Below are 23,326 nucleotides of genomic sequence, written 5' to 3'. Positions count from 1 at the left end.
CTGGAGGGACGTCAGAGCGTCCGTGCCACGTCCTCGACGTCCCGCATCGTGCGCAGCACGTTGCGGCAGGTGAGCCTGGCGAGGTCGGCGTCGGACCAGCCGCTCTCACGCAGGGCGGCCAGCAGTCGGGGGTACGACGACACGTCCTCGAGACCCTCGGGCAGCCAGTCGACGCCGTCGTAGTCGCCCCCGAGACCGATGTGGTCGATGCCCGCGACCTCGCGTACGTGGTCGAGGTGGGAAACCACGTCGCCCAGCGTCGCGGGCGGGCACGGCCGCTCCAGCTGGTAGGCCTGCTCCACGGCCATCAGCGCCGGGAGGTCGCGCGGGTCGACCCCCTCCGCGACCGCACGTTGCTCGGCCTCCAGCGACCAGTCGCGGACCGCCTGGTTCACGAAGCGCGGCACGAAAGTGACCAGGCAGGTGCCCCCGTTGCCGGCGAGCCGGGTCAGCACGTCGTCGGGCACGTTGCGCGGGTGGTCGCACACGGCGTACGCCGAGGAGTGGCTGAAGATCACCGGGGCCGTCGTGGTGTCCAGGGCATCGCGCATGGTGTCGGCGCTGACGTGGGAGAGGTCGACGATCATCCCGATCCGGTTCATCTCCGCGACCACGGCCCGACCCTCGTCGCTGAGGCCGCCGAGCACCGGCTCGTCGGTCGCGGAGTCGGCCCACGGCACGTTGTCGTTGTGGGTCAGGGTCAGGTAGCGGACCCCGAGCCGGTGGTAGAGCCGCAGCACGGCCAGGGAGCCGGCGATCTGGTGGCCCCCCTCGGCCCCCATCAGGCAGGCGATCCGGTCACCGTCCCAGGCCTGCTCCACCTCGTCGGCCGTGGTGGCCAGGGCCAGCTGGTCGGGATAGCGGGCGACGAGGGCGTACGCCGCGTCGATCTGCTCCAGCGTGGAGGTCACCGATCGCTCGCCCTCCTGCGTCGGCACGAACACCGACCAGAACTGCGCACCCACCCCTCCGTCCCGCAGTCGCGGCAGGTCGGTCTGGGTCTGCGTCTGTCGCTCCCCCACGTCGTACGCCGCGAGGTCGTAGCCGTTCAGGTCACGCAGCGCCCACAGCAGGTCGTTGTGCCCGTCGATGACAGGGTGGCCGGACAGCACGTCGGACAGGTCGCTCACAGCTCTCCTCGATGCCGCAGGACGACGTACGCCAGCGCGCACGCCGCGATCGGTGACTCGCTGACCCGACCGGCCAGGACCGCGTCGACAAGGTCGTCCACGGGCACCCAGAGCTGCTCCATGTCGGCCTCCTCGTGCTCGAGAGCGAAGTCGCCCCGGCTCGCGGGCCTCAGCTCGCGGGCGAGGTAGCAGAGCTGGCGCTCGCTGGTGATGCCGGCCGAGGGGTACAGGTCGAAGAGCTGTCGCCACTCCCCTGCCTCGAGCTCGGCCTCCTCGCGGAGCTCCCGCCGCGCGGTCTCGAGCGGGTCCTCCCCCGCGGCGTCCCGCAGCCCCGCGGGCAGCTCCAGCATCCGTCCACCGGCGGGGTGGCGGTACTGCCGCAGGCAGCACACCCGCTCCTGCTCGTCGACGGCGAACACGACCACGGCACCCGGGTGCTCGAGGACCCAGCGCTCGAAGGGCTTCTCGCCCTCGGCGCCCGGCCGTCGTACCTCGTCGGCGCGGAGCGCCATCAGCCAGTCGCCGCGGTACAGGTCACGGCTCGCGGTCACCGGCCACGGTCCGGGCAGGTCGCGCAGCTCCGAGTTCATGGCCCGACGCTAGCGGGCGTCTAGAGCCGGCCCGACTTCACGACCCTGCTGAGGAACTGCTGGGTGCGTTCCTCGCGCGGATCCTCGAAGATCTGCTCGGCCGAGCCGTGCTCGAGGATCTGGCCGGCGTCGAGGAAGCACACCTGGCTGGCGACCTCCTTGGCGAAGCCCATCTCGTGGGTGGCCAGGAGCATCGTCAGGCCCTCGTGGGCGAGCTCACGGACGATCTCGAGCACGTCGCCGACGAGCTCGGGGTCGAGGGCGGCGGTGATCTCGTCCAGCAGCATGACCCGCGGCTGCATCGCCAGGGCTCGCACGATCGCGACCCGCTGCTGCTGGCCACCGGACAGGCTGTCGGGATAGGCCGGTGCCTTCTCGGCCATCCCGACCGACTCGAGCAGCTTCATGCCCCGCTCGCGCGCCTCGTCCTTGGACAGGCCACCCACCTTCGTGGGGGCAAGGATCACGTTGTCGATCACCGACATGTGCGGGAACAGGTTGTAGCTCTGGAACACGATCCCCACGTCGCGACGCAAGGCGTTGAGGTCGACCCCGGCCCCCGTCACGCAGTCGCCGTCGATCCGGATCTCACCGGAGCTGATCTCCTCCAGCGCGTTCACGCAGCGCAGCAGCGTGGACTTGCCGGAGCCCGAGGCGCCGATCAGGCAGACCACCTCGTGCCGCTCGACGTTCAGCGAGACGCCCTTGAGCACCTCGTTGCGGCCGAAGGACTTGTGCACCTCGTCGATCTCCAGGAAGGACATGACTACTTCCCCGCCCGGCGAGCCGCGTCTCGATCGATGAGGAAGTCCACGAACCGTGCCTGCGGGATCGTGATCAGGATGAAGAAGAAGGCAGCCAACGTGATGGGCGACAGGTTGAACAGGTCGGACTGGAACAGCTGCGCGACGAGCACCACGTCCAGGATGCCGGCGAACGCGAGCAGAGCCGTGTCCTTCTGCAGGCTGATGAAGTCGTTGAGAAGCGGTGGGATGACCCGCCTGACCGCCTGCGGCACGAGCACGGTGCGCAGGGTCTGGACGTAGCTCAGACCCAGGGAACGAGCTGCCGCGCTCTGACTGGGGTGGATCGACGCGAGTCCCGCGCGGTACACCTCCGACACGTACGCCGAGTACGTCAGGGTCAGCGCCGTGATCCCCAGCCACACGGTGGGCCACTTGGCGGTGGCCGGGATGGCGAGCGGCGTGCCGAAGACGACCAGCAGGATCACCACGATCGCGGGAATTGCGCGGAAGACGTCGCAGTAGACCAGCGCGATGGCACGGAGCGGGGCGCCCGCCCGCCCGGGGAGCATCCGCATGATCGCGATCAGCAGCCCGAAGACCAGCACCAGCACCTGGGCGACGCACGCGACCCAGACGTTGGTCCAGAACGCATGGATCATCTTCGGGAACGCGGCGCGCCAGGCATGCGTCTGGAAGAACGTGTGCGCGACGCCCCCGCCGTAGGCAAGCGACATCAGCAGGAGACCAGCCACGATGATCGCAGCGGCCGAGTACCCCAAGGCGATCTGCGCCTCCTCCCGCCCGGCCGCAGCAGCCCTCCGAGCAGGCACCAGCTCGTCGTTCGCCAACAGGGACCTACGAGCGGCACTCCTGCGGAACGCGAGCAAGGTCGGCCACAACGGGTACAGCGCGAGCAGCACCAGCACCGCGGCCACAACGGTCGAGACGATTCCGCCGCTGTTGTAGTCGCGCAACCTCGTGGCCGCCAACACCATGAGTGCGGCGCCGACCAGGCACAGGACCAGACCCGCCACGGCCAAGCCGGCCACCGGGCGCGGCCGGCCCGGCGTGGGCGTGGGTTGGAGCTCCTCGCTGACGAGGGAAGTCGCGCTCATCCGCGCGGCGTTACTGGATCGCCCACACGGGTACCGAGGACGGGTCGCCACCGAAGGCGGGGCCGAGCCACTGCTTCGACAGGCCGTCGAGGGTGCCGTCGCTCAGCATGGTCGCGATCCCCTGGTTGAGTGCGTCTTCGTTGGCCGAGCCCTGCGGGTAGATCGCACCGTACTTCTCACCGGTGCTGTACTGACCCACGACCTCGAGCTGACCCCCGGTCTTCTTTGCCTCGCCCAGGACGATCGCGGTGTCGAGGAACGCAGCGTCCGCCTGTCCCGAGAGAACGCTCTGGTACAGGGTCGAAGAGTTCGGGTAGATCTTGGTGCTCGCGCACTTGAGCTGGTCCTGGAGGAAGGTCACCGAGGTGGTCCCGGCGTACGCCGCACACGACTTGGTCGTGATGTTGGACTCGGTGACGTCCGCCCCCTTCTTGACGATCACGCCGATGTTGGAGTCGTAGTAGGGCTTGGAGAAGTCGACGACCTTCGCGCGCTCGGGGGTGATCGAGATCTCCGCCAGCGCCAGGTCGAAGGTGTTGGTGCGCCCGGCGACGAGCTGGTCGAAGGACACGTTCTTGACCGTCACCGAGGTGAGGCCGGCCATGTAGGCGAGGTTCGCGGCCATGCAGTACTCGTAGCCGCCGTTGATCGAGTCCGGCGTGGTGCCGTCCCACCAGCCGGGGGCAGGGAGCGTGGTCTCCACGGTCAGCGTCCCCGCACTCACGGGAGTGATCGAGATGCTGTTGGGCTTACCGGTGACCGTGCAGTCGCCGATCTTGGGGGCACCGCTGGCGCCGGTGCCGGCGCTCGGTGCCGAGGAGTTGCTCGAACCGCAGGCCGCGAGGGCCGCGGTGAGCGCGAGAGCGCCTGTGAGAGCCAGAGTGCGCTTGAAATGCATGTGAAAACGCGTCCTTCCGCCGACGTCGAGGCCAAGTGGCCTGGGGGTCAGGCTCGTGCCACGGAGCCGCAGAGTCAAGAACATTCACCCCTTGGACCATGGTGGTGCACCCTTCGCAACACGGGGAGGAACCGTGACCTCATCGAGACGCAGCAGCCCGAGGCGTCGGGATACGGTGGGCCGATGAGCGATGTCGCGAGCCTGACCCGTGAGGAAGCCCGAGAGCGTGCGGAGCTGGTCTCCGTGGAGAGGTACGACGTCGCGGTCGACCTGAGGGCACTGTTCGAGGGCGAGGTCTGGGCGGCCACGTCCACCATCTCGTTCACCTGCCGCACCCCCGGTGCCAGCACGTTCGTGGACTGCGTCGGCCACGTGTCGTCGGTGACCCTCAACGGTCGCGAGCTCGACCCCGCCACGGCCGAGCGCGGCCGCATCCCGCTGCCCGATCTGGCCGCCGACAACGTGCTCGTGGTCAGCTCCGCCCAGCACGACACCAGCAGCGGCAACGCGATCCTGCGGACCGTCGACCCCAACGACAAGCTGGTCTACATCTGGTCGACGTTCGAGCCCGACATGGCGCGCTTCGCCTGGGCCTGCTTCGACCAGCCCGACCTCAAGGCACCGCACGGCATCGTCGTCGACGCGCCGGAGACCTGGACGGTCACGAGCAACTCCGCCCCCGACTCGGTCACCGACCTCGACGGCGCGGCGGGCGGCGGTCGGCGCTGGACCTTCGCCGACACCCCGCCCCTGTCCACCTACGTGACGGTCGTCAACGCCGGCCCTTTCCACGAGCTCCGCTCGAGCAGGGGCGGCTACGACCTCGGCCTCTACTCCCGGCAGTCGCTCAAGCAGTACCTCGAGCGCGACGCCGAGGAGCTCTTCGACCTCACCGACCGCGGCCTGGCGTTCTTCGGTGAGCGCTTCGGCCAGCCCTTCGCCCAGGAGCGCTACGACCAGGTGTTCGTGCCCAACATGGGCGGCGCGATGGAGAACTGGGGATCGGTCACCTGGACCGACAGCGTGCTCTACCGCAGCACCCCGACCTACGGTCAGCGCTCCGTGCGCGCCCAGATCCTGCTGCACGAGATGGCCCACATGTGGTTCGGCGACCTGGTCACCATGCAGTGGTGGGACGACCTCTGGCTCAACGAGGCCTTCGCCTCGTGGGCCTCCAACTGGGCCGCGGTCAACTGCACCGACGACTTCACCGACGAGTGGGCGACCTTCCTCGCGGGCGGGAAGATGGCCGGCTACCGGCAGGACATGTCGCCGGCCACCCATCCGATCCGCGGCGAGGTGCCCGACGTCGCCCAGGCGATGGCCAACTTCGACGCGATCACCTACACCAAGGGAGCCAGTGTCCTCAAGCAGCTGATGGCGTACGTCGGGGAGGACGCCTTCGTCGAGGGCCTGCGCGGCTACTTCCGGGAGCACGCCTGGGGCAACACCGTGCTCGCCGACCTGATGAGCTCGATCGGCGACGCCGCCGGGCGTGACCTCGACGACTGGACGGTCGCCTGGCTCGACCGGGCCGGTACCGACACCCTCCGCCTGACCGACGGCGCGATCACGGCGACCTCCCCCGACGACGGGGCGCCGCGGCCGCACCGGCTCGACGTCGGCTGCTACGCCGTCTCCGAGACCGGCCTGACCCTGGTGGACACCGTCTCCGTCGAGACCGCCGGAGACACCACCGAGGTCCAGCTGCCGGCCGCGGACCTCCACCTGCTGAACGCCGCCGACCTGACGTTCGCCGCCGTCCGCCCCGACGCCGACTCCGTCCGGGTGCTCCTCGACCGCGCCGCCGAGCTGCCGGAGGCCGTGGACCGGGCGATGGCCGTGGTCACCGGCTTCCAGATGCTCTACGACGGCGAGCTCCCGGGCCCGGAGCTGTTCTCGTGCGTCCTGGGGCTCCTCGCCGGCGAGCGCAGCCCGAGCCTGGTGGAGCCCTTCCTCAACGTCGCCCTCGAGGTCGCCCAGCGCTGGACCCCCAACGGCGACATCCCGGTCCAGCTCGAGCACCTCGCGGTGATGGCCGCCGGCCTGGCCGACGACCCCGAGCACACCACCCCGGCGCTGCGGACCCTGGCCGCGGCTGCCACCAGCGACGAGCACTTCCGCCGCCTGGACTCCGCCGCCGAGTCCGACAACGACCTGGCCTGGCGGGTCGCCACCCGCCGCGCCGCCCTGGGTCGCTACGACGACGACGCGGTCGAGTCGCTGCTCCAGCGCGATCCCGACCCCGACGCCGCCATGCGGGCGCTGGCGGTGCGCACCGCGCAGCCCGACACCGCTGCCAAGGACGAGGCCTGGGTGCATCTCTTCGACAAGCGCGACGTGCCCGGCGGTCCGATGATGGGCAACATGATCCGCGCCTTCTGGCAGCCGCAGCAGGACGACGTGCTCGCGCCGTACGGCGACCGCTTCCTCGACGCGATCCCGGCCCTGGCCGGCGGCGGCATGCTCACCGTGTTCGGGCTGATGTACGGCATGTTCCCGCAGGTGGCCGACGACGACTTCCTGGCCCGGGCCACGAGCGTCGCGGCCGAGCCGGGCTGCGACCCGACGGTGCGCGCGGCCCTGCTGATCGGCGCCGACACGCTGACCCGGATGAACCGAGCCCGCCGAGCCTGAGTTCGGGGCGCCCGCGGTCAGTCGTCCGCGGGCTCGCGGCGCAGCTTGGACTCGTCGATCGGGAACCGCTCGGCACGCTGCCGCTCGATCGCGGCCCCCACCAGCCCGGCGAACAGCGGGTGCGGGCGGGTCGGGCGGGAACGCAGCTCCGGGTGGGCCTGGGTGCCGACGTAGTAGGGGTGCACGTCGCGCGGCAGCTCGACGAACTCGACGAGGTCGAGGTCGGGGTTGGTGCCGGAGAACACCAGCCCGGCTGCCGCCAGCTGCTCGCGGTAGTGGTTGTTGACCTCGTAGCGGTGCCGGTGGCGCTCCTCGATCCGGGCCTCGCCGTACACCTGCCGGGCGATCGAGCCGGCGGTGAGCTCGGCGGGGTAGAGACCGAGCCGCATGGTGCCGCCGAGGTCACCGGCACCGTCCACGTAGGACTTCTGCTCCTCCATGGTGGCGATCACCGGCTCGGGGCAGTCGGGGTCGAACTCCGTGGAGGCCGCCTTCTCGAGGCCCGCGACGTTGCGGGCGTACTCGATCACCATGCACTGCAGGCCCAGGCACAGGCCCAGCGTCGGGATGCCGTGGATCCGGGCGTAGGTCAACGCACCGAGCTTGCCGTCGAGTCCGCGGATGCCGAAGCCACCGGGCACGCAGACCGCGTCGACGTCGTGGAGCTCGCGGGCGGCACCGTGCGGGTCGGCGCACTCGTCGGACGGCACCCACTTCAGGCGGACGGCGGCCTCGTGCGCGAAGCCGCCGGCGCGCAGCGCCTCGGCCACCGAGAGGTAGGCGTCGTGGAGGTCGATGTACTTGCCGACCAGTGCGACGGTGACCTCCTCCTGGGGATGGTGCACCTTGCGGAGCAGGTCGTCCCAGGTGGTCCAGTCGACGTCGCGGAAGGGCAGGTCGAGCCGGCGCACGACGTAGGCGTCGAGGCCCTCGCGGTGCAGCACCTTGGGGATGTCGTAGATCGACGGCGCGTCCGCGGCGGTGACCACGGCGTCCTGGTCGACGTCGCACATCTGGCTGATCTTCTTCTTGATCCCGTCCGGGATCTCGCGGTCGGCCCGGCACACGATGGCGTCGGGCTGGATGCCGATCGAGCGCAGCGCCGCCACCGAGTGCTGGGTCGGCTTGGTCTTCAGCTCGCCGGACGGGCCGATGTAGGGCACCAGGGAGACATGGAGGAAGAAGCAGTTGTCGCGGCCGATGTCCTGGCGCACCTGGCGGGCGGACTCGAGGAACGGCAGCGACTCGATGTCACCGACCGTGCCACCGATCTCGGTGATCACCACGTCGACGCCCGGCGTACCGCCGTGGCCGCCCATGGCCAGGATGCGTTCCTTGATCTCGTTGGTGATGTGCGGGATCACCTGGACGGTGTCACCGAGGTAGTCGCCGCGGCGCTCCTTGGCGATCACGCTCGAGTAGACCTGCCCGGTGGTGACGTTGGCCTTCTGGCCCAGGTCGGTGTCGAGGAACCGCTCGTAGTGCCCGATGTCCAGGTCGGTCTCGGCTCCGTCGTCGGTGACGAACACCTCGCCGTGCTGGAACGGGTTCATGGTGCCCGGATCGACGTTCAGATAGGGGTCCAGCTTCTGCATGGTGACCCGGAGACCACGGGAGCTGAGCAGCCGCCCGAGGCTGGAGGCCGTGAGCCCCTTGCCGAGTGAGGAGGCGACGCCTCCGGTGACGAATACGTGCTTGGTGACGGGCGCCGGCTTCACGGGGTTCCATCCTACCCGAGTGGTGCCGCACCGGTGACACCCGACGCACCGAAGGATCCGCCGGGGGTTCGCCACGACCGGATCAGGGCCAGCACCGATGCAACCTGGCCGGCCGTGGTCTCGGCACCGTCGACCGCCGCCGCGACCTTGGTCACGCCGTCCTGGCGCAGCCCGACCAGGTCGGGCGCGGCGGTGTCACCGATCACGACCACCCCGCGGGACCGGGCCGCGAGTCCGCTCACCAGGCCGTCGGCGATCGCCTGGTCGAGGTCGTGGCCGAGCACCAGCAGGACCAGCGGCGCCGTACCGGGCTGGTTGCCCTGCGCGTCGTGGGGCACCGTCACCAGGTGGGCGGCGACCATGCTCTGACGTACGGCGGACACGTCGTCGTTGACCTGGCCGACGCTGTTGCCACGGTTGGCGGCCGCGACGGCCAGGAGCTCGCCGATCCGCGGGTAGGTGGTGGCGCTCCGGTCGAGGTGGGCGTGCAGCTGCTTGCCGAGCTCGGCGCCGAGGGTGTCCACGAGGCTCTTCTGCTGGGGGTCCACCAGCTGCGAGCCCAGCGCATAGGTGCCCGACACCTGCCCACCGGCGGCCTTGACCTGGGCCGTGACCGCGGCGACCGTGGCCGGATCGGCACCGGGGGCGGTCAGCACCGCCACGGGCCGGCGGGACAGGCCGTTGCCGTAGAGCCGGGTGGCCACGGCACCGGCGAAGGCGTCGGCGTAGCCGGCCTGGGGGGCCGGCTGGTGGACCGCGGGTCCGGGTGCGGCGCTGGAGCCGGTGTCGGTCAACGGGCCGGCGCCGAGCGCGATGCCCGTGGCCAGGGCGAGCAGGACACCGACGAGGGGTACGGCGTACCCGCGCGAGCGGATCACCCGAACCACCGGCGGAGCAGTTCGTGGAGCTGGTCGCGGAGGTCGAGCGCCCACTGGTGGCCGACCTGGGTGGACGCGATCGCGGCGGCGACGGCCAGCAGCCCGATCAGCAGCACGAGGTAGGCGTGGCGGGCACGGAGCTGACCGGAGTAGAGCATCGGCACGGCGCGGGCGTCGACCAGGCGCGAGCCGACCTTGAGGCGGGTCATGTAGCCACTGGCCAGGGCGTCGCGACCACCGTCGAGGAACTCCTCGAGGGTGCCGCGGACTCCTACAGCGATGATCGGCCCGCTGCCGCACGCGTCGGCCAGGAGCAGCGCGGCGTCGGCGGGCGCCGCCGTCGTCTGCATCGCGACCCGGCGTACGCCCACCCGCTCGAAGCGCTCGGCCTCGGCTCCCCCGGAGCGCACGCCGCCGGGAGCCTCGGTCACCACGACGTCCCGGGCGGCACGGAGCTCGCGGGCCGCGGGGATGTCCTCGGCCCGCGAGTCCAGGACGATCACGTCGGGCCGCACGCCGGCGGCGCGAGCGACCTCGACGCCTCCCGCGACCGCGATCACCACGGGGCGCACCTCACGCAGGTAGCGCCGCAGCAGCCGGAGCTCGGCCGCGTCGTCGGGCCCCTGCGCGACGACGACCACCGGTCGCTCGTCGAGGCGGGTCCGCAGCCGGGGTACGCCGTCGCCGTGCAGCAGCAGGGCTTCCTCACGTCGGAGGAACTCGGCGCTGGTGTGGGTCAGCGTGCTCAGCTGGGTGGCGAGTCCGGCCCGAGCCGCCGTCAGCTGGCCCTCGACGTCCGCCGCGCTGAGCATCCGGCCGCGCGCCACGACGGCGCCGTCCACGGACACCGAGCCGTCGGTGTGGAGACGGACCCGGCTGCCGTCGGGGATGGCGTCCATCGGGGACCGGCCGTCGACGCCGGTGAGCTGGTCGACCAGCACGATCCCGGCCCGGACCAGGATCTGGGGTCCGCGGTTGGGGAACCGCCCGGAGATCATCGCCGACTGGTTGAGGACCGCGGCCACTCCGGCCTCCACCAGGGCCTCCGCGGTGGAGCCGTCGAGGTCGAGGTGGTCGACGACCGCGATGTCTCCCGAGCCCAGCCGCGGCAGCAGGTCGGTGGTACGGCGTCCGTGCGGGCGGGACCGGTCGGTGCGCGCGGTCCCGACGATCCCGGCGGCGTCGGTCTGGGGGCGGGTCCTGAGCTTCATGACCGATTCATCTTGTCAGCCGATACGGGGCGGGCCGGGGAGGCAGGGAACCCCCGGCGAGTCGGCGCCCGGAGCTCAGGAGGACTGGCCGGCGGCGGCCAGCAGCTCGCGAGCGTGGGCCAGGGCGGTGGCGGAGTCCTCCATACCGGCCAGCATCCGCGACAGCTCCCGCTCGCGGCCGGCCGGGTCGAGCACGGTCAGGCCCGAGGTGGTCACCGACCCGTCGCTCGCCTTCTCCACCAGCACATGCCGGTCGGCGTACGCCGCGACCTGGGGCAGGTGGGTGACCACCAGCACCTGGGCGGTGGCGGCCAGGCGGGCCAGACGCCGCCCGACCTCCACGGCTGCCTTGCCACCGACCCCGCTGTCGACCTCGTCGAACACGAAGGTGGGCACCGGACTGGTGCCGGCCAGGGCTACCTCGAGGGCCAGCATCACCCGCGAGAGCTCACCGCCCGAGGCACCTTTGTGCAGCGGGCGCGGCTCGCTGCCGGTGTTGGCGGTCAGCAGGAACTCGACCTCGTCGACTCCCGACGAACCGAACCGCAGGTGCCGGTCACCGACCTCGAGCCCGTCTGCGGTGACCGTCTGTCGCACCACCACCTCGAGCACGGCGTGCGGCATGGCGAGCAGGTCGAGCTCACCGGTCAGCTCCGTCGACAGTCTGAGCGCGGCTTCTGCCCGAGCCCGGGAGAGGGTCTCGGCCGCCGGCCCGAGGCGGGCCCGCAGCTCACGGCGTCGCTCCCCCAGCCGCGTGATCTGGTCGTCGGTGTCGTCGAGGTCCGCGAGCCGGGCGGCGGACGCCTCGGCCCACGCCAGCACCTCGGTGACCGACTCGCCGTACTTGCGGGTCAGGGCGGTCAGTGCGGCCCGGCGCTCGGACACCGCGGCCAACCGGGCCGGGTCGGTGTCGAGGCTGGTCGCGTAGCCGGCGACGTCGGCGGCGACGTCGGAGAGCAGGTAGGTGATCTCGGCGACCCGGTCGGCGAGCTCACCGGCTGCGGGATCGTGGTCGCGGACGCCCTCCAGCAGGGTGCGGGCCGCCGCCACCGCGGCCAGCGCGTCGGGCTGGCCGTCGTCGGAGGAGAGCACCTCCCGTGCCGACTCCGCGGCCGTGCGCAGCGTGTCGGCGTGCCCGAGGCGTCGCTCCTCCTCGGCCAGCGCGTCGTCCTCGCCGGGCTCGGGGGTCACCGCCTGGATCTCGCCGAGCCCGAACCGGAGCAGGTCTGCCTCGCGGGCCCGCTCGCGTGCGGTGGCGACGACCTCGGCGAGCTCGCGCTCGGTCTTCAGCAGGTCGCTGTGCAGCGCGCGGTAGTCGGCCAGCAGGGCCGCCACGGTCTCTCCGGCATAGCTGTCCAGCGCGTCGCGCTGGGCCCGCGGCTGGAGCAGGCGGTGCTGGTCGGCCTGCCCGTGCACGGCCACCAGCGGCTCGGTGACCTCGGCGAGCCGGGATACCGGCACCGCGGCGCCGCCGACGAACGCCTTCGAGCGGCCCTCCGCGGTGAGGTTGCGCGCGAAGATCACCTGCGACTCCTCGACCTCGCCACCGGCCGCCTCGACGGCCTCGACGACGTGCGGCAGGGCGGCGACGTGCACCGAGCCCTCCACCCGGGCCGAGCGGCTGCCGACTCGGACGGCGCCGCTGTCGGCGCGCCCGCCGAGGAGCAGACCGAGCGCGGTGACCACCATCGTCTTGCCGGCGCCGGTCTCACCGGTGATCACGGTCAGCCCGGGCCCCAGCTCGAGGGTGGCCGACTCGATCACCCCCAGTCCGCTGATCCGCAGCTCCTCAAGCATCGCCATCTCCGCGCCGACGACGCTCGCTGGCTCCGCGCCAGCCCTCGACCGGCAGTCCGAACTTCGCGACCAGCCGGTCGGTGAACGGCGCCTCGTGCAGCCGCACCAAGCGCACCGGTCGCGCGCCACGACGGACCTCGATCCTGGCTCCCGGCGGGAGGTCGACCGTCCGCCGCCCGTCGCACCACAGCACGCCGGCCGCCTCGGCCTTGGCGATCACCTCGACCGCCAGCACCGATGTCGGGGCGACCACCAGCGGGCGGGCGAACAGCGCGTGGGCACTGATCGGCACCATCAGCAGCGCCTCCACCCCCGGCCAGACCACGGGACCGCCGGCGCTGAAGTTGTACGCCGTGGAGCCGGTCGGCGTGGCGCACACCACGCCGTCGCAGCCCCACCGGGACAGCGGGCGGCCGTCGATCTCCACCACGACCTCGAGCATCCGCTCGCGCGCCGCCTTCTCCACACTCGCCTCGTTGAGGGCGAAGGTGCTGGTCACCAGCTCGCCGTCACGGAACACCGAGACGTCGATGGTCAGCCGCTCCTCCCAGGTGTAGCGCCGCTCCACGATCGCGTCGATGGTCGACGCCACGTCGTCGTACTCCGCCTCGGCCAGGAACCCGACATGGCCGAGGTTGACGCCGAGGATGGGGGTGCCGCTCTCGCGCGCGACCTCGGCGGCCCGCAGGATCGTGCCGTCGCCGCCGATCACGACGACCAGCTCGCAGTCGGCGCTGGGGTCGCCGGCGTCGGCGATCTCGACGGCATCGCCGGCCTCGATGCCCAGCGCAGCCGCCTCGTCGGCCAGCAGCCGGACGCGGATCTCGTGACCGGTCAGCGCGTCGACCAGCTGCGCGGCGACGTCGTGCGCCTCGGGTCGCCCCGGGTGGGCGAGCAGGAGCACACGACGCTGGTCGGTCATTCCTCCACCCTCTCACCCGGCACCGACGTCGTCCCGGCCGACACCACGGCCCTCAGCCGTGCGTCCGCCACGGTGGCGGGTCCGCGACGCAGCCAGACGAAGAACTCGACGTTCCCCGAGGGCCCCGGCAGCGGGCTGGTGACCACGTCGCGCAGCCCCCAGCCGCGTTGGTCCGCGGCAGCGACCACGGTGCGTACGGCGTCCACGCGCAGGTCGGGATCGCGGACCACGCCGCCCTTGCCGACCCGGTCACGTCCGACCTCGAACTGCGGCTTGACCATCAGCACCAGGTCGCCGTCGTCCGCGGTCACCGAGATCAGGGGGTCGAGCACCAGCGTGAGGGAGATGAAGGAGAGATCACCGACCACCACGTCGACCGGATCGCCGATCAGGGTGAGATCCAGCTCGCGGACGTTGGTCCGGTCGTGGACGACGACCCGCTCGTCCTGACGGATCCGCCAGGCCAGCTGGCCGTAGCCCACGTCGACCGCGACCACCTCGCGAGCCCCGGCCCGCAGCAGCACGTCGGTGAATCCACCCGTCGACGCACCCGCATCCAGGCACCGACGCCCCGACACGACCAGACCGGCCGGCTCGAAGGCGCCCAGCGCCCCGGCCAGCTTGTGCCCTCCCCGGGAGACGTACTCCTCACCGCCCGGGATCGCCGGGTCCGCGCTCACCACCAGGGCGACATCGGTGCTCACCCCGGTGGCCGGCTTGGTGGCGCGGGCGCCGGCCACCCGCACCCGGCCGTCGGCGATCAGCTCGGCGGCGTGGTCGCGGGACCGCGCCAGGCCACGGCGTACCAGCTCGGCATCCAGCCGGAGGCGACGAGGCACGCGGTCACGCCGGGTCGTCGGCCGCCGGCCCTGTCGGAGCGTCCAGGGCCGAGCGGAGGGTGTCGTGGGCGCGTTCGAACCTCGCCAGGTGCTGGTCCAGGGGCAGCTCGTCGAGCTCGTCGATCTCCGCCAGCACCGCGTCGACGCTCGGCAGGCCGGTCCGGATCGGGGACTCGGCCCCGGCGGCGTCGGGGGCGTCGTCCTCCGGGACGGCGTCCTCCACGACGGCGTCCTCCGGGTCGACCTCCTCCGGGCCGATCTCCTCGGGGCGGATCTCCTCCGGGCCGGGCGCGCGCGACTGCTCGGTCATGGCCGCAGGCTACCCTCGCCGGTCGTCAGGCGCGGGAGCCACCACACCGGAGATGTCGGCGGGCTCCCCGGCGGCATCGAGCCCGCTCCACAGCGCCGGCCCGACGCAGGCCCACCACGCGTCACCGCTCCCCGAGCCCTCGACCACGAGTCGGCCGTCGACGACCCGGGCGGTCCACCCCTCGGCCGTCCAGGACTCGTCGTGCTGCCCGGCACGCACCCCCGGACGCCCCAGCACCCCCAGGTCGTGGCCGATCCAGGTGGGGCGCTGGTCGGGGCGCGCCCGCGCCAGCTCGGCGAGGTCGGTGACCCCGGTCAGCACCAGCAGCGAGTCGATCCCGGCACGGTGGGCACCGGCGATGTCGGTGTGCAGGCTGTCGCCGACCATCAGCGGGCGCGCTCCGCCCACCCGTCGCAGAGTCTCGTCGAACAGCGGCTTCTCCGGTTTGCCGGCGACCACCGGGTCCACGTCCGCGAACTCGCTGATCATCCTGACCAGCGTGCCGTGCCCGGGAGCCGGACCGTCGCCGGTCGGAAGGGTCGGGTCGGTGTTGGTCGCCCACCACGGGAGACCGTTGCGGATCCGTACCGCCGCCTGCATGATCACCTTCCACCTGACCTCCGGCGCGTAGCCCGAGACGATCGCGACAGCCGACTCCACGTCGACGTCCACCGGCTCCAGTTCCTGCTCACGCAAGGCCTCGAGCAGCCCGTCGGTACCCAGCACCGCGATTGCCGCACCCGCACCGACCCGGGAGCGCAGCAACCGCGCCGCCGCCTGTGACGACGTCACGACGTCGGCGGGGGCCGCCTCGATGCCGAGCTCGCGCAGGTGTGCCGCCACCTGCACCGGGGTCCGCGAGGCGTTGTTCGTGATGAACGCGACCTGAGCTCCGGCTCGTCTCGACCACGCGATCCCCTCGGGGGCGCCGGCCACGACCCGGCCGTCGACGTAGACCACGCCGTCGAGGTCGAACATCAGGAGGTCGTAGGTCTCCGCGAGCGCCTGCTCACGTGCGTCTGCCACTGACTGGCTCCTCGTTGGTTGCGCCTACGATGCACCGATGGAGTCCGGCCCATCCACGGCCCCGCCGTACGTCGCGGGGCCGCTGACGCTGACACCGTTCCGGGCGTTCTCCCTGACCCCGCGGCGGGTCGGCGACCCAGCCTCGGCGCGTGCTTTCGCGCGACCCTACCGCGGGGTCCCGCACCGCCTCGCGGTGTGGCTGCGCCGCGGACTGGCCAGCCGGGACGCCACCCCGGCGATCTATCTGCACGAGTACTCCGAGTCGGGACTGACCATTCGCGGGCTGGTCGGCTGCATCGACGTCTCCCACCACGCCACGAGCGTCGCGGACTGCCAGATCTTCCCGCACGAGGGAGTCCACCCCCAGCAGGTCGACGAGCTGGCCGCCCGGATGGACGAGATGCGCATCAACCCGGCCCCGATCCTGCTTGTCCATCACGGCCCGGCAGCGATCCGGGAGCTCGTCGGCCAGCTGAGGGAGACCGACCCGCAGCGCGAGTACGTCGACCACGCCGGCCAGGAGCACCGGGTCTGGGCGATCACCGATCCCCAGCAGCAGGACACGATCGCGGCGGCCCTCGCCGACGCGCGCCTGTTGGTCGCCGACGGGCACCACCGCTACGCCGCCTACGTCTCGCTCGAGTCACGAACCTCCAGCAAGGCCAACCGCCGGGGGCTGGCCATGATCATCGACCACGAGGACACCGCACTCTTCCTCGGCGCGATCCACCGGATCCTGCACGGCGTCCGGATCAGCGACCTGCTCTCCTCGGCGGAGGCGGCCGGAGCCACCATCACGCGGATCGCCGGCGACGACGCCGTCAGCGAGCTGAGAGCGGACACGTTGGTCTTGACCGATGGCCGGGAGTGGGCCACCGTGCAGCTCGACGTGCCGCCCGGCCAGGCCGCCGTCCAGCTGGTCGACGATGTGCTGATCTCGCGCCTGCCCCGCCCGCCCCAGAAGGTGGCCTTCGCCCACTCCCTGCAGCAGGCGATGGACCAGGTCCGGCCCGGGCAGGTCACCGCAGCGCTCCTGCCGGCCGTCGACCTGGACGTGGTGCTCAGCGTCGTCCGCTCCGGCGGGCTCCTGCCCGAGAAGGCCACGTCGTTCCAGCCCAAGCCCAACCTCGGGAGCTTCATCCGGCTGCTCGACGAATGAGCCTGGCCGCGGCCACCTCGATCTCGCACCTCGAGGCGCGGCCCCCGCCGGCCGGAGCGAAGAACCGTCTCCGCAGGCTGCCCTTGACCTCGACCACGTCACCGCTGCGCCAACGCGCCACCGATCGTGCCGGGCGGCGCTCCCAGACGACACAGTCCAGAGTGTCGACGGTGGCCCGCGAGGTCGACGAGGGCGGCCTTGCGACGATCAACCGGAACTTCCACAGCTCGGACCCGCTCGGCAGGACCTGTTCCTCGGCCGGCGCCGACACCCGCCCGACCAGCACCACCTCGTTGGACTCGGCGAGCCCCTTCTCCGGTGTGCCCATGTGCACCACCTCCTCGACCTCCACCCTGGGGCACGGGACCGACCAGATCGGGCCGGCCGAACAGAGGCTGTGGGAACACAGGGCGCGGCCATCGACTGTGGACGGCAATCGGGCCGGAATGTCCGGTAAATGCACTGAAGGGGCCACCTCGCGGTGACCCCTTCAGCAATAGATGTTCGGCGGCGTCCTACTCTCCCACAGCCTGTCGGTTGCAGTACCATTGGCGCTGGCTGGCTTAACTTCCGGGTTCGGGATGGGTCCGGGTGTTTCCCTGTCGCTATGGCCGCCGTAACGTGGTGAACCTTATGGTGTTGTTTTCCCATGTCCCTGTCCCCCGGGTTTTCACACACGTGTTGGTGTGGGTGTTTGGGGGTTGGGTTTGTTGGTTCAGATTCTGGTAGTGGACGCGGGCACAAGTTCTTTGGTGTGTTGGGGGTGTGGGTGACAAGCCCTCGGCCTATTAGTACCGGTCGGCTGGGCATTGCTGCTGTACACCTCCGGCCTATCAATCCCGTGTTCTGCGGGTGGCCTTACCCCATCTTGTGGGTGGGAAACCTTATCTTGAAATGTGCTTCCCGCTTAGATGCGTTCAGCGGTTATCACGTCCGGACGTAGCTAACCAGCGGTGCCCCTGGCGGGACAACTGGCACACCAGAGGTTCGTCCATCCCGGTCCTCTCGTACTAGGGACAGCTTTTCTCAAGTTTCCTGCGCGCGCGGCGGATAGGGACCGAACTGTCTCACGACGTTCTAAACCCAGCTCGCGTGCCGCTTTAATGGGCGAACAGCCCAACCCTTGGGACCTACTCCAGCCCCAGGATGCGACGAGCCGACATCGAGGTGCCAAACCATCCCGTCGATATGGACTCTTGGGGAAGATCAGCCTGTTATCCCCGGGGTACCTTTTATCCGTTGAGCGACACCCCATCCACATGGTGGTGCCGGATCACTAGTTCCGACTTTCGTCCCTGCTCGACATGTCTGTCTCACAGTCAAGCTCCCTTGTGCACTTACACTCGTCACCTGATTGCCAACCAGGCTGAGGGAACCTTTGAGCGCCTCCGTTACATTTTAGGAGGCAACCGCCCCAGTTAAACTACCCATCAGGCACTGTCCCTGGCCCAGATCATGGGCCTAGGTTAGACATCTAATACGACCAGAGTGGTATTTCAACGTTGACTCCACTCCCACTGGCGTGGGGGTTTCACAGTCTCCCACCTATCCTACACAAGCCGTACCAAACACCAATACCAAACTATAGTAAAGGTCCCGGGGTCTTTCCGTCCTGCCGCGCGTAACGAGCATCTTTACTCGTAGTGCAATTTCGCCGAGTCCATGGTTGAGACAGCGCCCAAGTCGTTACTCCATTCGTGCAGGTCGGAACTTACCCGACAAGGAATTTCGCTACCTTAGGATGGTTATAGTTACCACCGCCGTTTACTGGGGCTTAAGTTCGAGGCTTCACCACCGAAGTGGTTGACCCGTCCCCTTAACCTTCCAGCACCGGGCAGGAGTCAGTCCGTATACATCGTCTTGCGACTTCGCACGGACCTGTGTTTTTAGTAAACAGTCGCTTGGGCCTGGTCTCTGCGACCCTTCACGCTTCCCCCAGCTAGTGGGTTGACGCTCCGGGTCCCCCTTCTCCCGAAGTTACGGGGGCATTTTGCCGAGTTCCTTAACCATGGTTTGCTCGATCGCCTTGGTATTCTCTACCTGATCACCTGAGTCGGTTTGGGGTACGGGCGGCGCATGGCTCGCTAGAGGTTTTTCTTGGCAGCATAGGATCACCCACTTCACCACTGATGGCTCCGCGTCAGATCTCACACGTCACATTGAAGTGAGGGCGGCGGATTTGCCTACCGCCCGTGCTACGTCCTTGCCCGTGGTCTACCATCGCCACGGTTGGGCTACCTTCCTGCGTCACCCCATCGCTTGACTACTACCGGTTCGGGTCCCACGCTCTGCTCCGCCGCCGCGCCCCGAAGGGTCTGGTCAGCGAAGTTTCGGATGGTTAGCATCACCGGGTTCGTCAGGGGCGCCATGTTGCCGGTACGGGAATATCAACCCGTTGTCCATCGACTACGCCTGTCGGCCTCGCCTTAGGTCCCGACTTACCCAGGGCAGATTAGCTTGACCCTGGAACCCTTGATCATTCGGCGGAGGAGTTTCTCACTCCTCATTCGCTACTCATGCCTGCATTCTCACTCGTGCCGCCTCCACCCCTGGATCACTCCGGGACTTCACTGGCGGCACGACGCTCCCCTACCCATCCACACACCTGAACCAACCGGACAAGCCGGCGGCTTGGTCAACGCGTGAATGCCATAGCTTCGGCGGATGACTTGAGCCCCGCTACATTGTCGGCGCGGAATCACTTGACCAGTGAGCTATTACGCACTCTTTCAAGGGTGGCTGCTTCCAAGCCAACCTCCTGGTTGTCACTGCGACTCCACATCCTTTTCCACTTAGTCACCGCTTAGGGGCCTTAGCTGATGGTCTGGGCTGTTTCCCTCTCGACTACGGAGCTTATCCCCCGCAGTCTCACTGCTGCGCTCTGACTTACCGGCATTCGGAGTTTGGCTAACGTCAGTAACCTGGTCGGGCCCATCGGCTATCCAGTGCTCTACCTCCGGCAAGAAACACGCAACGCTGCACCTAAATGCATTTCGGGGAGAACCAGCTATCACGAAGTTTGATTGGCCTTTCACCCCTATCCACAGGTCATCCCCTCCATTTTCAACTGAAGTGGGTTCGGTCCTCCACGTCGTCTTACCGACGCTTCAACCTGCCCATGGATAGATCACTTCGCTTCGGGTCTTGATCGTGCTACTGAACCGCCCTCTTCGGACTCGCTTTCGCTACGGCTCCCCCACACGGGTTAACCTCGCAACACAACACAAACTCGCAGGCTCATTCTTCAAAAGGCACGCCATCACCCACCCACCCCCGAAGGGATGCCAGGCTCTGACGGATTGTAGGCACACGGTTTCAGGTACTATTTCACTCCCCGCCAGGGGTACTTTTCACCTTTCCCTCACGGTACTTGTCCGCTATCGGTCATCAAGAAGTATTTAGGCTTGACGGGTGGTCCCGCCAGATTCACACGGAATTTCACGAGTTCCGTGTTACTTGGGTACGTGCTCACGAAGAGTGCGGCTTACACCTACGGGACTATCACCCTCTACGGTGCCACTTTCCAATGGACTTCAACTTCACCACACCTTGATCACTTCGCAACCGGCCAGCAGCCCGGTAACAAACACGCCCCACAACCCCGCTCCAGCAACCCCTGCCAGGTATCACACTGAAACGGTTTAGCCTGATCCGCTTTCGCTCGCCACTACTCACGGAATCACTATTGTTTTCTCTTCCTGTGGGTACTGAGATGTTTCACTTCCCCACGTTCCCTCCACACGCCCTATTTCATTCAGGCGCGGGTAACTGGACATGACTCCAGCTGGGTTTCCCCATTCGGACACCCCCGGATCAACGCTCGGTTGCCAACTCCCCAGGGCTTATCGCAGGCTCCTACGTCCTTCATCGGCTCTTGATGCCAAGGCATCCACCATGTGCCCTTCACAGCTTGTCACACACACCACCAACCCAACCCACCCACACCAACCCGCCCCACCACGCACAAAAACCGCCCCACCCCGACCACCACACCCCCACCTACAGGGCACAGCAACCAGACCACGACGGCACCACATGGAAACAACAGATCAGCAGCGGGCACACCAGGCTGGTGATGCACACTCGACACAACTACAAAAGAATTTGATGCTCGCGTCCACTATCCAGATCTCAAACAACAACCCCACACCCACACACCACCCCCCCGTACCGGAGGAGCCCGCGCAGGCCGGGAACCAAGCAACCACACCCCACCACCCCCACCGACGACCCCCACCCCCCACCACAGGCAGGAGCTGGACGCCGGCACGGCCGGGACGGATCCGGGTCTGATTCCTCAGAACCCCAACAGTGTGCCCCCACCCACCAGACCAGAACCACACTGCTCACCTAGGAGCAGCAGGCCCGGACCCGGCATACCGGGCGGGGAGATGTCGATGATTCCACTAGTGAACACCACCATGTCGCCGACACCACCAGACCCCCCGCGGACGCGGGAGGCACGGATGCCGTGCTGGGTGCGTGCTCCTTAGAAAGGAGGTGATCCAGCCGCACCTTCCGGTACGGCTACCTTGTTACGACTTCGTCCCAATCGCCAGCCCCACCTTCGACCACTCCCCCCACACAAGGTGGTTGGGCCATGGGCTTCGGGTGTTGCCGACTTTCGTGACGTGACGGGCGGTGTGTACAAGGCCCGGGAACGTATTCACCGCAGCGTTGCTGATCTGCGATTACTAGCGACTCCGACTTCATGGGGTCGAGTTGCAGACCCCAATCCGAACTGAGACCGGCTTTTTGGGATTCGCTCCCCCTCACGGGATCGCAGCCCTTTGTACCGGCCATTGTAGCATGCGTGAAGCCCTGGACATAAGGGGCATGATGACTTGACGTCATCCCCACCTTCCTCCGAGTTGACCCCGGCAGTCTCCTATGAGTCCCCATCACCCCGAAGGGCATGCTGGCAACATAGAACGAGGGTTGCGCTCGTTGCGGGACTTAACCCAACATCTCACGACACGAGCTGACGACAGCCATGCACCACCTGTACACCGACTAAAAGGGGCTCCATCTCTGGAGCTTTCCGGCGTATGTCAAACCCAGGTAAGGTTCTTCGCGTTGCATCGAATTAATCCGCATGCTCCGCCGCTTGTGCGGGCCCCCGTCAATTCCTTTGAGTTTTAGCCTTGCGGCCGTACTCCCCAGGCGGGGCGCTTAATGCGTTAGCTGCGGCACGGAACCCGTGGAATGGATCCCACACCTAGCGCCCAACGTTTACGGTGTGGACTACCAGGGTATCTAATCCTGTTCGCTCCCCACACTTTCGCTCCTCAGCGTCAGGACATGCCCAGAGAACCGCCTTCGCCACCGGTGTTCCTCCTGATATCTGCGCATTTCACCGCTACACCAGGAATTCCGTTCTCCCCTGCATACCTCCAGTCTGCCCGTATCGAAAGCAAGCCACCAGTTAAGCCAATGGATTTCACTCCCGACGCGACAAACCGCCTACGAGCCCTTTACGCCCAATAATTCCGGACAACGCTCGCACCCTACGTATTACCGCGGCTGCTGGCACGTAGTTGGCCGGTGCTTCTTCTGCACATACCGTCACCACCCGACAGGGCGCTTCGTCTGTGCTGAAAGAGGTTTACAACCCGAAGGCCGTCATCCCTCACGCGGCGTTGCTGGATCAGGCTTCCGCCCATTGTCCAATATTCCCCACTGCTGCCTCCCGTAGGAGTCTGGGCCGTGTCTCAGTCCCAGTGTGGCCGGTCACCCTCTCAGGCCGGCTACCCGTCAAAGCCTTGGTAGGCCATTACCCCACCAACAAGCTGATAGGCCGCGAGCACATCCCCCACCAAAAAATCTTCCCACCCCACACCATGCGGTGCAAGGAGAATATCCGGTATTAGCCACCCTTTCAGGCAGTTATCCCAGAGTGAGGGGCAGATTACTCACGTGTTACTCACCCGTTCGCCGCTCGAGTACCCCCAAAAGGGCCTTTCCGCTCGACTTGCATGTGTTAAGCACGCCGCCAGCGTTCGTCCTGAGCCAGGATCAAACTCTCCATAGAAAAACAGAAAACTTGTCCAAGCCAAAAAACGATCAACTAGCAAACAATCGCCAAGAATCATCGTTCGTCAACTCAAAAAGAACCTCCACCACAACCCCAAAGAGCCATGGCAACGGAGAATTCATACAAACCAATTCATCGACAAACACACTGTTGAGTTCTCAAAAATCAGACGCACATCAGAGCCGGCCTCACGAAGGAGACCTGCTCGGGGGCAACCTGCAAGAACTTACCGGGCCGCCGCCGTAGGCGTCAAATCGGATCCGGTTCGCTCTGTCACGAGGTCTGGAGGCCGCGGACCGGAGCCCGTCCGCCTCAC

The 23,326-nt window shown here is 68.3% G+C and carries 16 protein-coding genes and 3 rRNA genes; 2 read left to right on the top strand and 17 right to left on the bottom strand.

Going from position 1 to position 23,326, the window contains the following annotated elements; genetic code table 11:
• Nucleotides 1-11: 11 nt before the first annotated feature.
• Genes E3N83_RS04390 through E3N83_RS04370 form a run of 5 tightly spaced genes read right to left on the bottom strand, consistent with a single transcriptional unit; the run spans nucleotide 12 to nucleotide 4,479 of the window.
• Nucleotides 12-1,130: a dipeptidase gene (locus tag E3N83_RS04390; protein ID WP_151082146.1), complete on the bottom strand. Its 1,119-nt coding sequence runs from the start codon at nucleotides 1,128-1,130 to the stop codon at nucleotides 12-14.
• Nucleotides 1,127-1,720 carry an NUDIX domain-containing protein gene (locus E3N83_RS04385; protein WP_151082145.1) on the bottom strand — a complete coding sequence of 198 codons (594 nt, stop codon included), beginning with the start codon at nucleotides 1,718-1,720 and terminating at the stop codon, nucleotides 1,127-1,129. The genes E3N83_RS04390 and E3N83_RS04385 overlap by 4 nt, the downstream gene beginning before the upstream one ends.
• 20 nt (nucleotides 1,721-1,740) lie before the next feature.
• Nucleotides 1,741-2,484: an amino acid ABC transporter ATP-binding protein gene (locus E3N83_RS04380; protein ID WP_151082144.1), complete on the bottom strand. Its 744-nt coding sequence runs from the start codon at nucleotides 2,482-2,484 to the stop codon at nucleotides 1,741-1,743.
• A 2-nt stretch (nucleotides 2,485-2,486) separates the two neighbouring features.
• Nucleotides 2,487-3,581, bottom strand: coding sequence for an amino acid ABC transporter permease (locus E3N83_RS04375; protein ID WP_151082143.1), 1,095 nt, complete (start codon nucleotides 3,579-3,581; stop codon nucleotides 2,487-2,489).
• Nucleotides 3,582-3,591: 10 nt separating this feature from the next.
• Nucleotides 3,592-4,479, bottom strand: coding sequence for an ABC transporter substrate-binding protein (locus E3N83_RS04370; protein ID WP_151082142.1), 888 nt, complete (start codon nucleotides 4,477-4,479; stop codon nucleotides 3,592-3,594).
• Between the two features lie 183 nt (nucleotides 4,480-4,662).
• On the opposite strand from E3N83_RS04370, the gene pepN reads away from it, so the two are divergent.
• Entirely contained in the window at nucleotides 4,663-7,116 is a 2,454-nt protein-coding gene (gene pepN / locus E3N83_RS04365; protein WP_151082141.1) for an aminopeptidase N, read from the top strand.
• A 17-nt stretch (nucleotides 7,117-7,133) separates the two neighbouring features.
• Here pepN and E3N83_RS04360 read toward each other — a convergent pair whose 3' ends face one another.
• The 8 genes from E3N83_RS04360 to E3N83_RS04325 all read right to left on the bottom strand — a co-directional run bounded on the left by E3N83_RS04360 (nucleotide 7,134) and on the right by E3N83_RS04325 (nucleotide 15,817).
• Nucleotides 7,134-8,834: a CTP synthase gene (locus E3N83_RS04360; protein ID WP_151082140.1), complete on the bottom strand. Its 1,701-nt coding sequence runs from the start codon at nucleotides 8,832-8,834 to the stop codon at nucleotides 7,134-7,136.
• A gap of 11 nt (nucleotides 8,835-8,845) precedes the next feature.
• Complete coding sequence (locus E3N83_RS04355; RefSeq protein WP_191907938.1) at nucleotides 8,846-9,712, bottom strand: copper transporter; 867 nt, start codon at nucleotides 9,710-9,712, stop codon at nucleotides 8,846-8,848.
• Entirely contained in the window at nucleotides 9,709-10,923 is a 1,215-nt protein-coding gene (gene steA / locus E3N83_RS04350; RefSeq protein ID WP_151082138.1) for a putative cytokinetic ring protein SteA, read from the bottom strand. Before steA ends, E3N83_RS04355 begins: the two co-directional genes overlap by 4 nt.
• Before the next feature lie 75 nt (nucleotides 10,924-10,998).
• On the bottom strand, nucleotides 10,999-12,720 hold the full coding sequence (gene recN, locus E3N83_RS04345; protein WP_151082137.1) for a DNA repair protein RecN: 1,722 nt from the start codon (nucleotides 12,718-12,720) through the stop codon (nucleotides 10,999-11,001).
• Nucleotides 12,713-13,642: an NAD kinase gene (locus E3N83_RS04340; RefSeq protein WP_151082136.1), complete on the bottom strand. Its 930-nt coding sequence runs from the start codon at nucleotides 13,640-13,642 to the stop codon at nucleotides 12,713-12,715. The genes recN and E3N83_RS04340 overlap by 8 nt, the downstream gene beginning before the upstream one ends.
• Nucleotides 13,639-14,481: a TlyA family RNA methyltransferase gene (locus E3N83_RS04335; protein ID WP_151082135.1), complete on the bottom strand. Its 843-nt coding sequence runs from the start codon at nucleotides 14,479-14,481 to the stop codon at nucleotides 13,639-13,641. The genes E3N83_RS04340 and E3N83_RS04335 overlap by 4 nt, the downstream gene beginning before the upstream one ends.
• A gap of 4 nt (nucleotides 14,482-14,485) precedes the next feature.
• A complete protein-coding gene (locus tag E3N83_RS04330) occupies nucleotides 14,486-14,791 on the bottom strand; it encodes a hypothetical protein (RefSeq protein WP_151082134.1) in 306 nt (101 codons plus the stop codon).
• Between the two features lie 9 nt (nucleotides 14,792-14,800).
• Complete coding sequence (locus E3N83_RS04325; protein ID WP_238343064.1) at nucleotides 14,801-15,817, bottom strand: HAD-IIA family hydrolase; 1,017 nt, start codon at nucleotides 15,815-15,817, stop codon at nucleotides 14,801-14,803.
• 37 nt (nucleotides 15,818-15,854) lie between these two features.
• Here E3N83_RS04325 and E3N83_RS04320 point away from each other — a divergent pair, with 37 nt between their 5' ends.
• On the top strand, nucleotides 15,855-16,976 hold the full coding sequence (locus tag E3N83_RS04320) for a DUF1015 family protein (RefSeq protein ID WP_151082133.1): 1,122 nt from the start codon (nucleotides 15,855-15,857) through the stop codon (nucleotides 16,974-16,976).
• On the opposite strand, the gene E3N83_RS04315 is transcribed toward E3N83_RS04320, so the two are convergent.
• The 4 genes from E3N83_RS04315 to E3N83_RS04300 form a co-directional block, all read right to left on the bottom strand.
• Nucleotides 16,954-17,304, bottom strand: a complete 351-nt coding sequence (locus tag E3N83_RS04315) for a single-stranded DNA-binding protein (protein ID WP_151082132.1) — start codon at nucleotides 17,302-17,304, stop codon at nucleotides 16,954-16,956. The two genes, E3N83_RS04320 and E3N83_RS04315, sit on opposite strands and share 23 nt — an antisense overlap.
• 174 nt (nucleotides 17,305-17,478) lie before the next feature.
• Nucleotides 17,479-17,595: ribosomal RNA gene (gene rrf, locus E3N83_RS04310) — 5S ribosomal RNA — on the bottom strand.
• 149 nt (nucleotides 17,596-17,744) lie between these two features.
• Nucleotides 17,745-20,892: ribosomal RNA gene (locus E3N83_RS04305) — 23S ribosomal RNA — on the bottom strand.
• A 577-nt stretch (nucleotides 20,893-21,469) separates the two neighbouring features.
• Nucleotides 21,470-23,007: ribosomal RNA gene (locus E3N83_RS04300) — 16S ribosomal RNA — on the bottom strand.
• Together the 16S, 23S and 5S rRNA genes form the textbook arrangement of a ribosomal RNA operon.
• Nucleotides 23,008-23,326: the final 319 nt, after the last annotated feature.

Source organism: Nocardioides cynanchi, from assembly GCF_008761635.1.
In the GTDB taxonomy this organism is placed as follows: Bacteria; Actinomycetota; Actinomycetes; order Propionibacteriales; family Nocardioidaceae; genus Nocardioides; species Nocardioides cynanchi.
The sequence above is the reverse complement of the archived record's forward strand: the minus strand, read 5'-3'. Positions and strand labels throughout refer to the sequence as shown.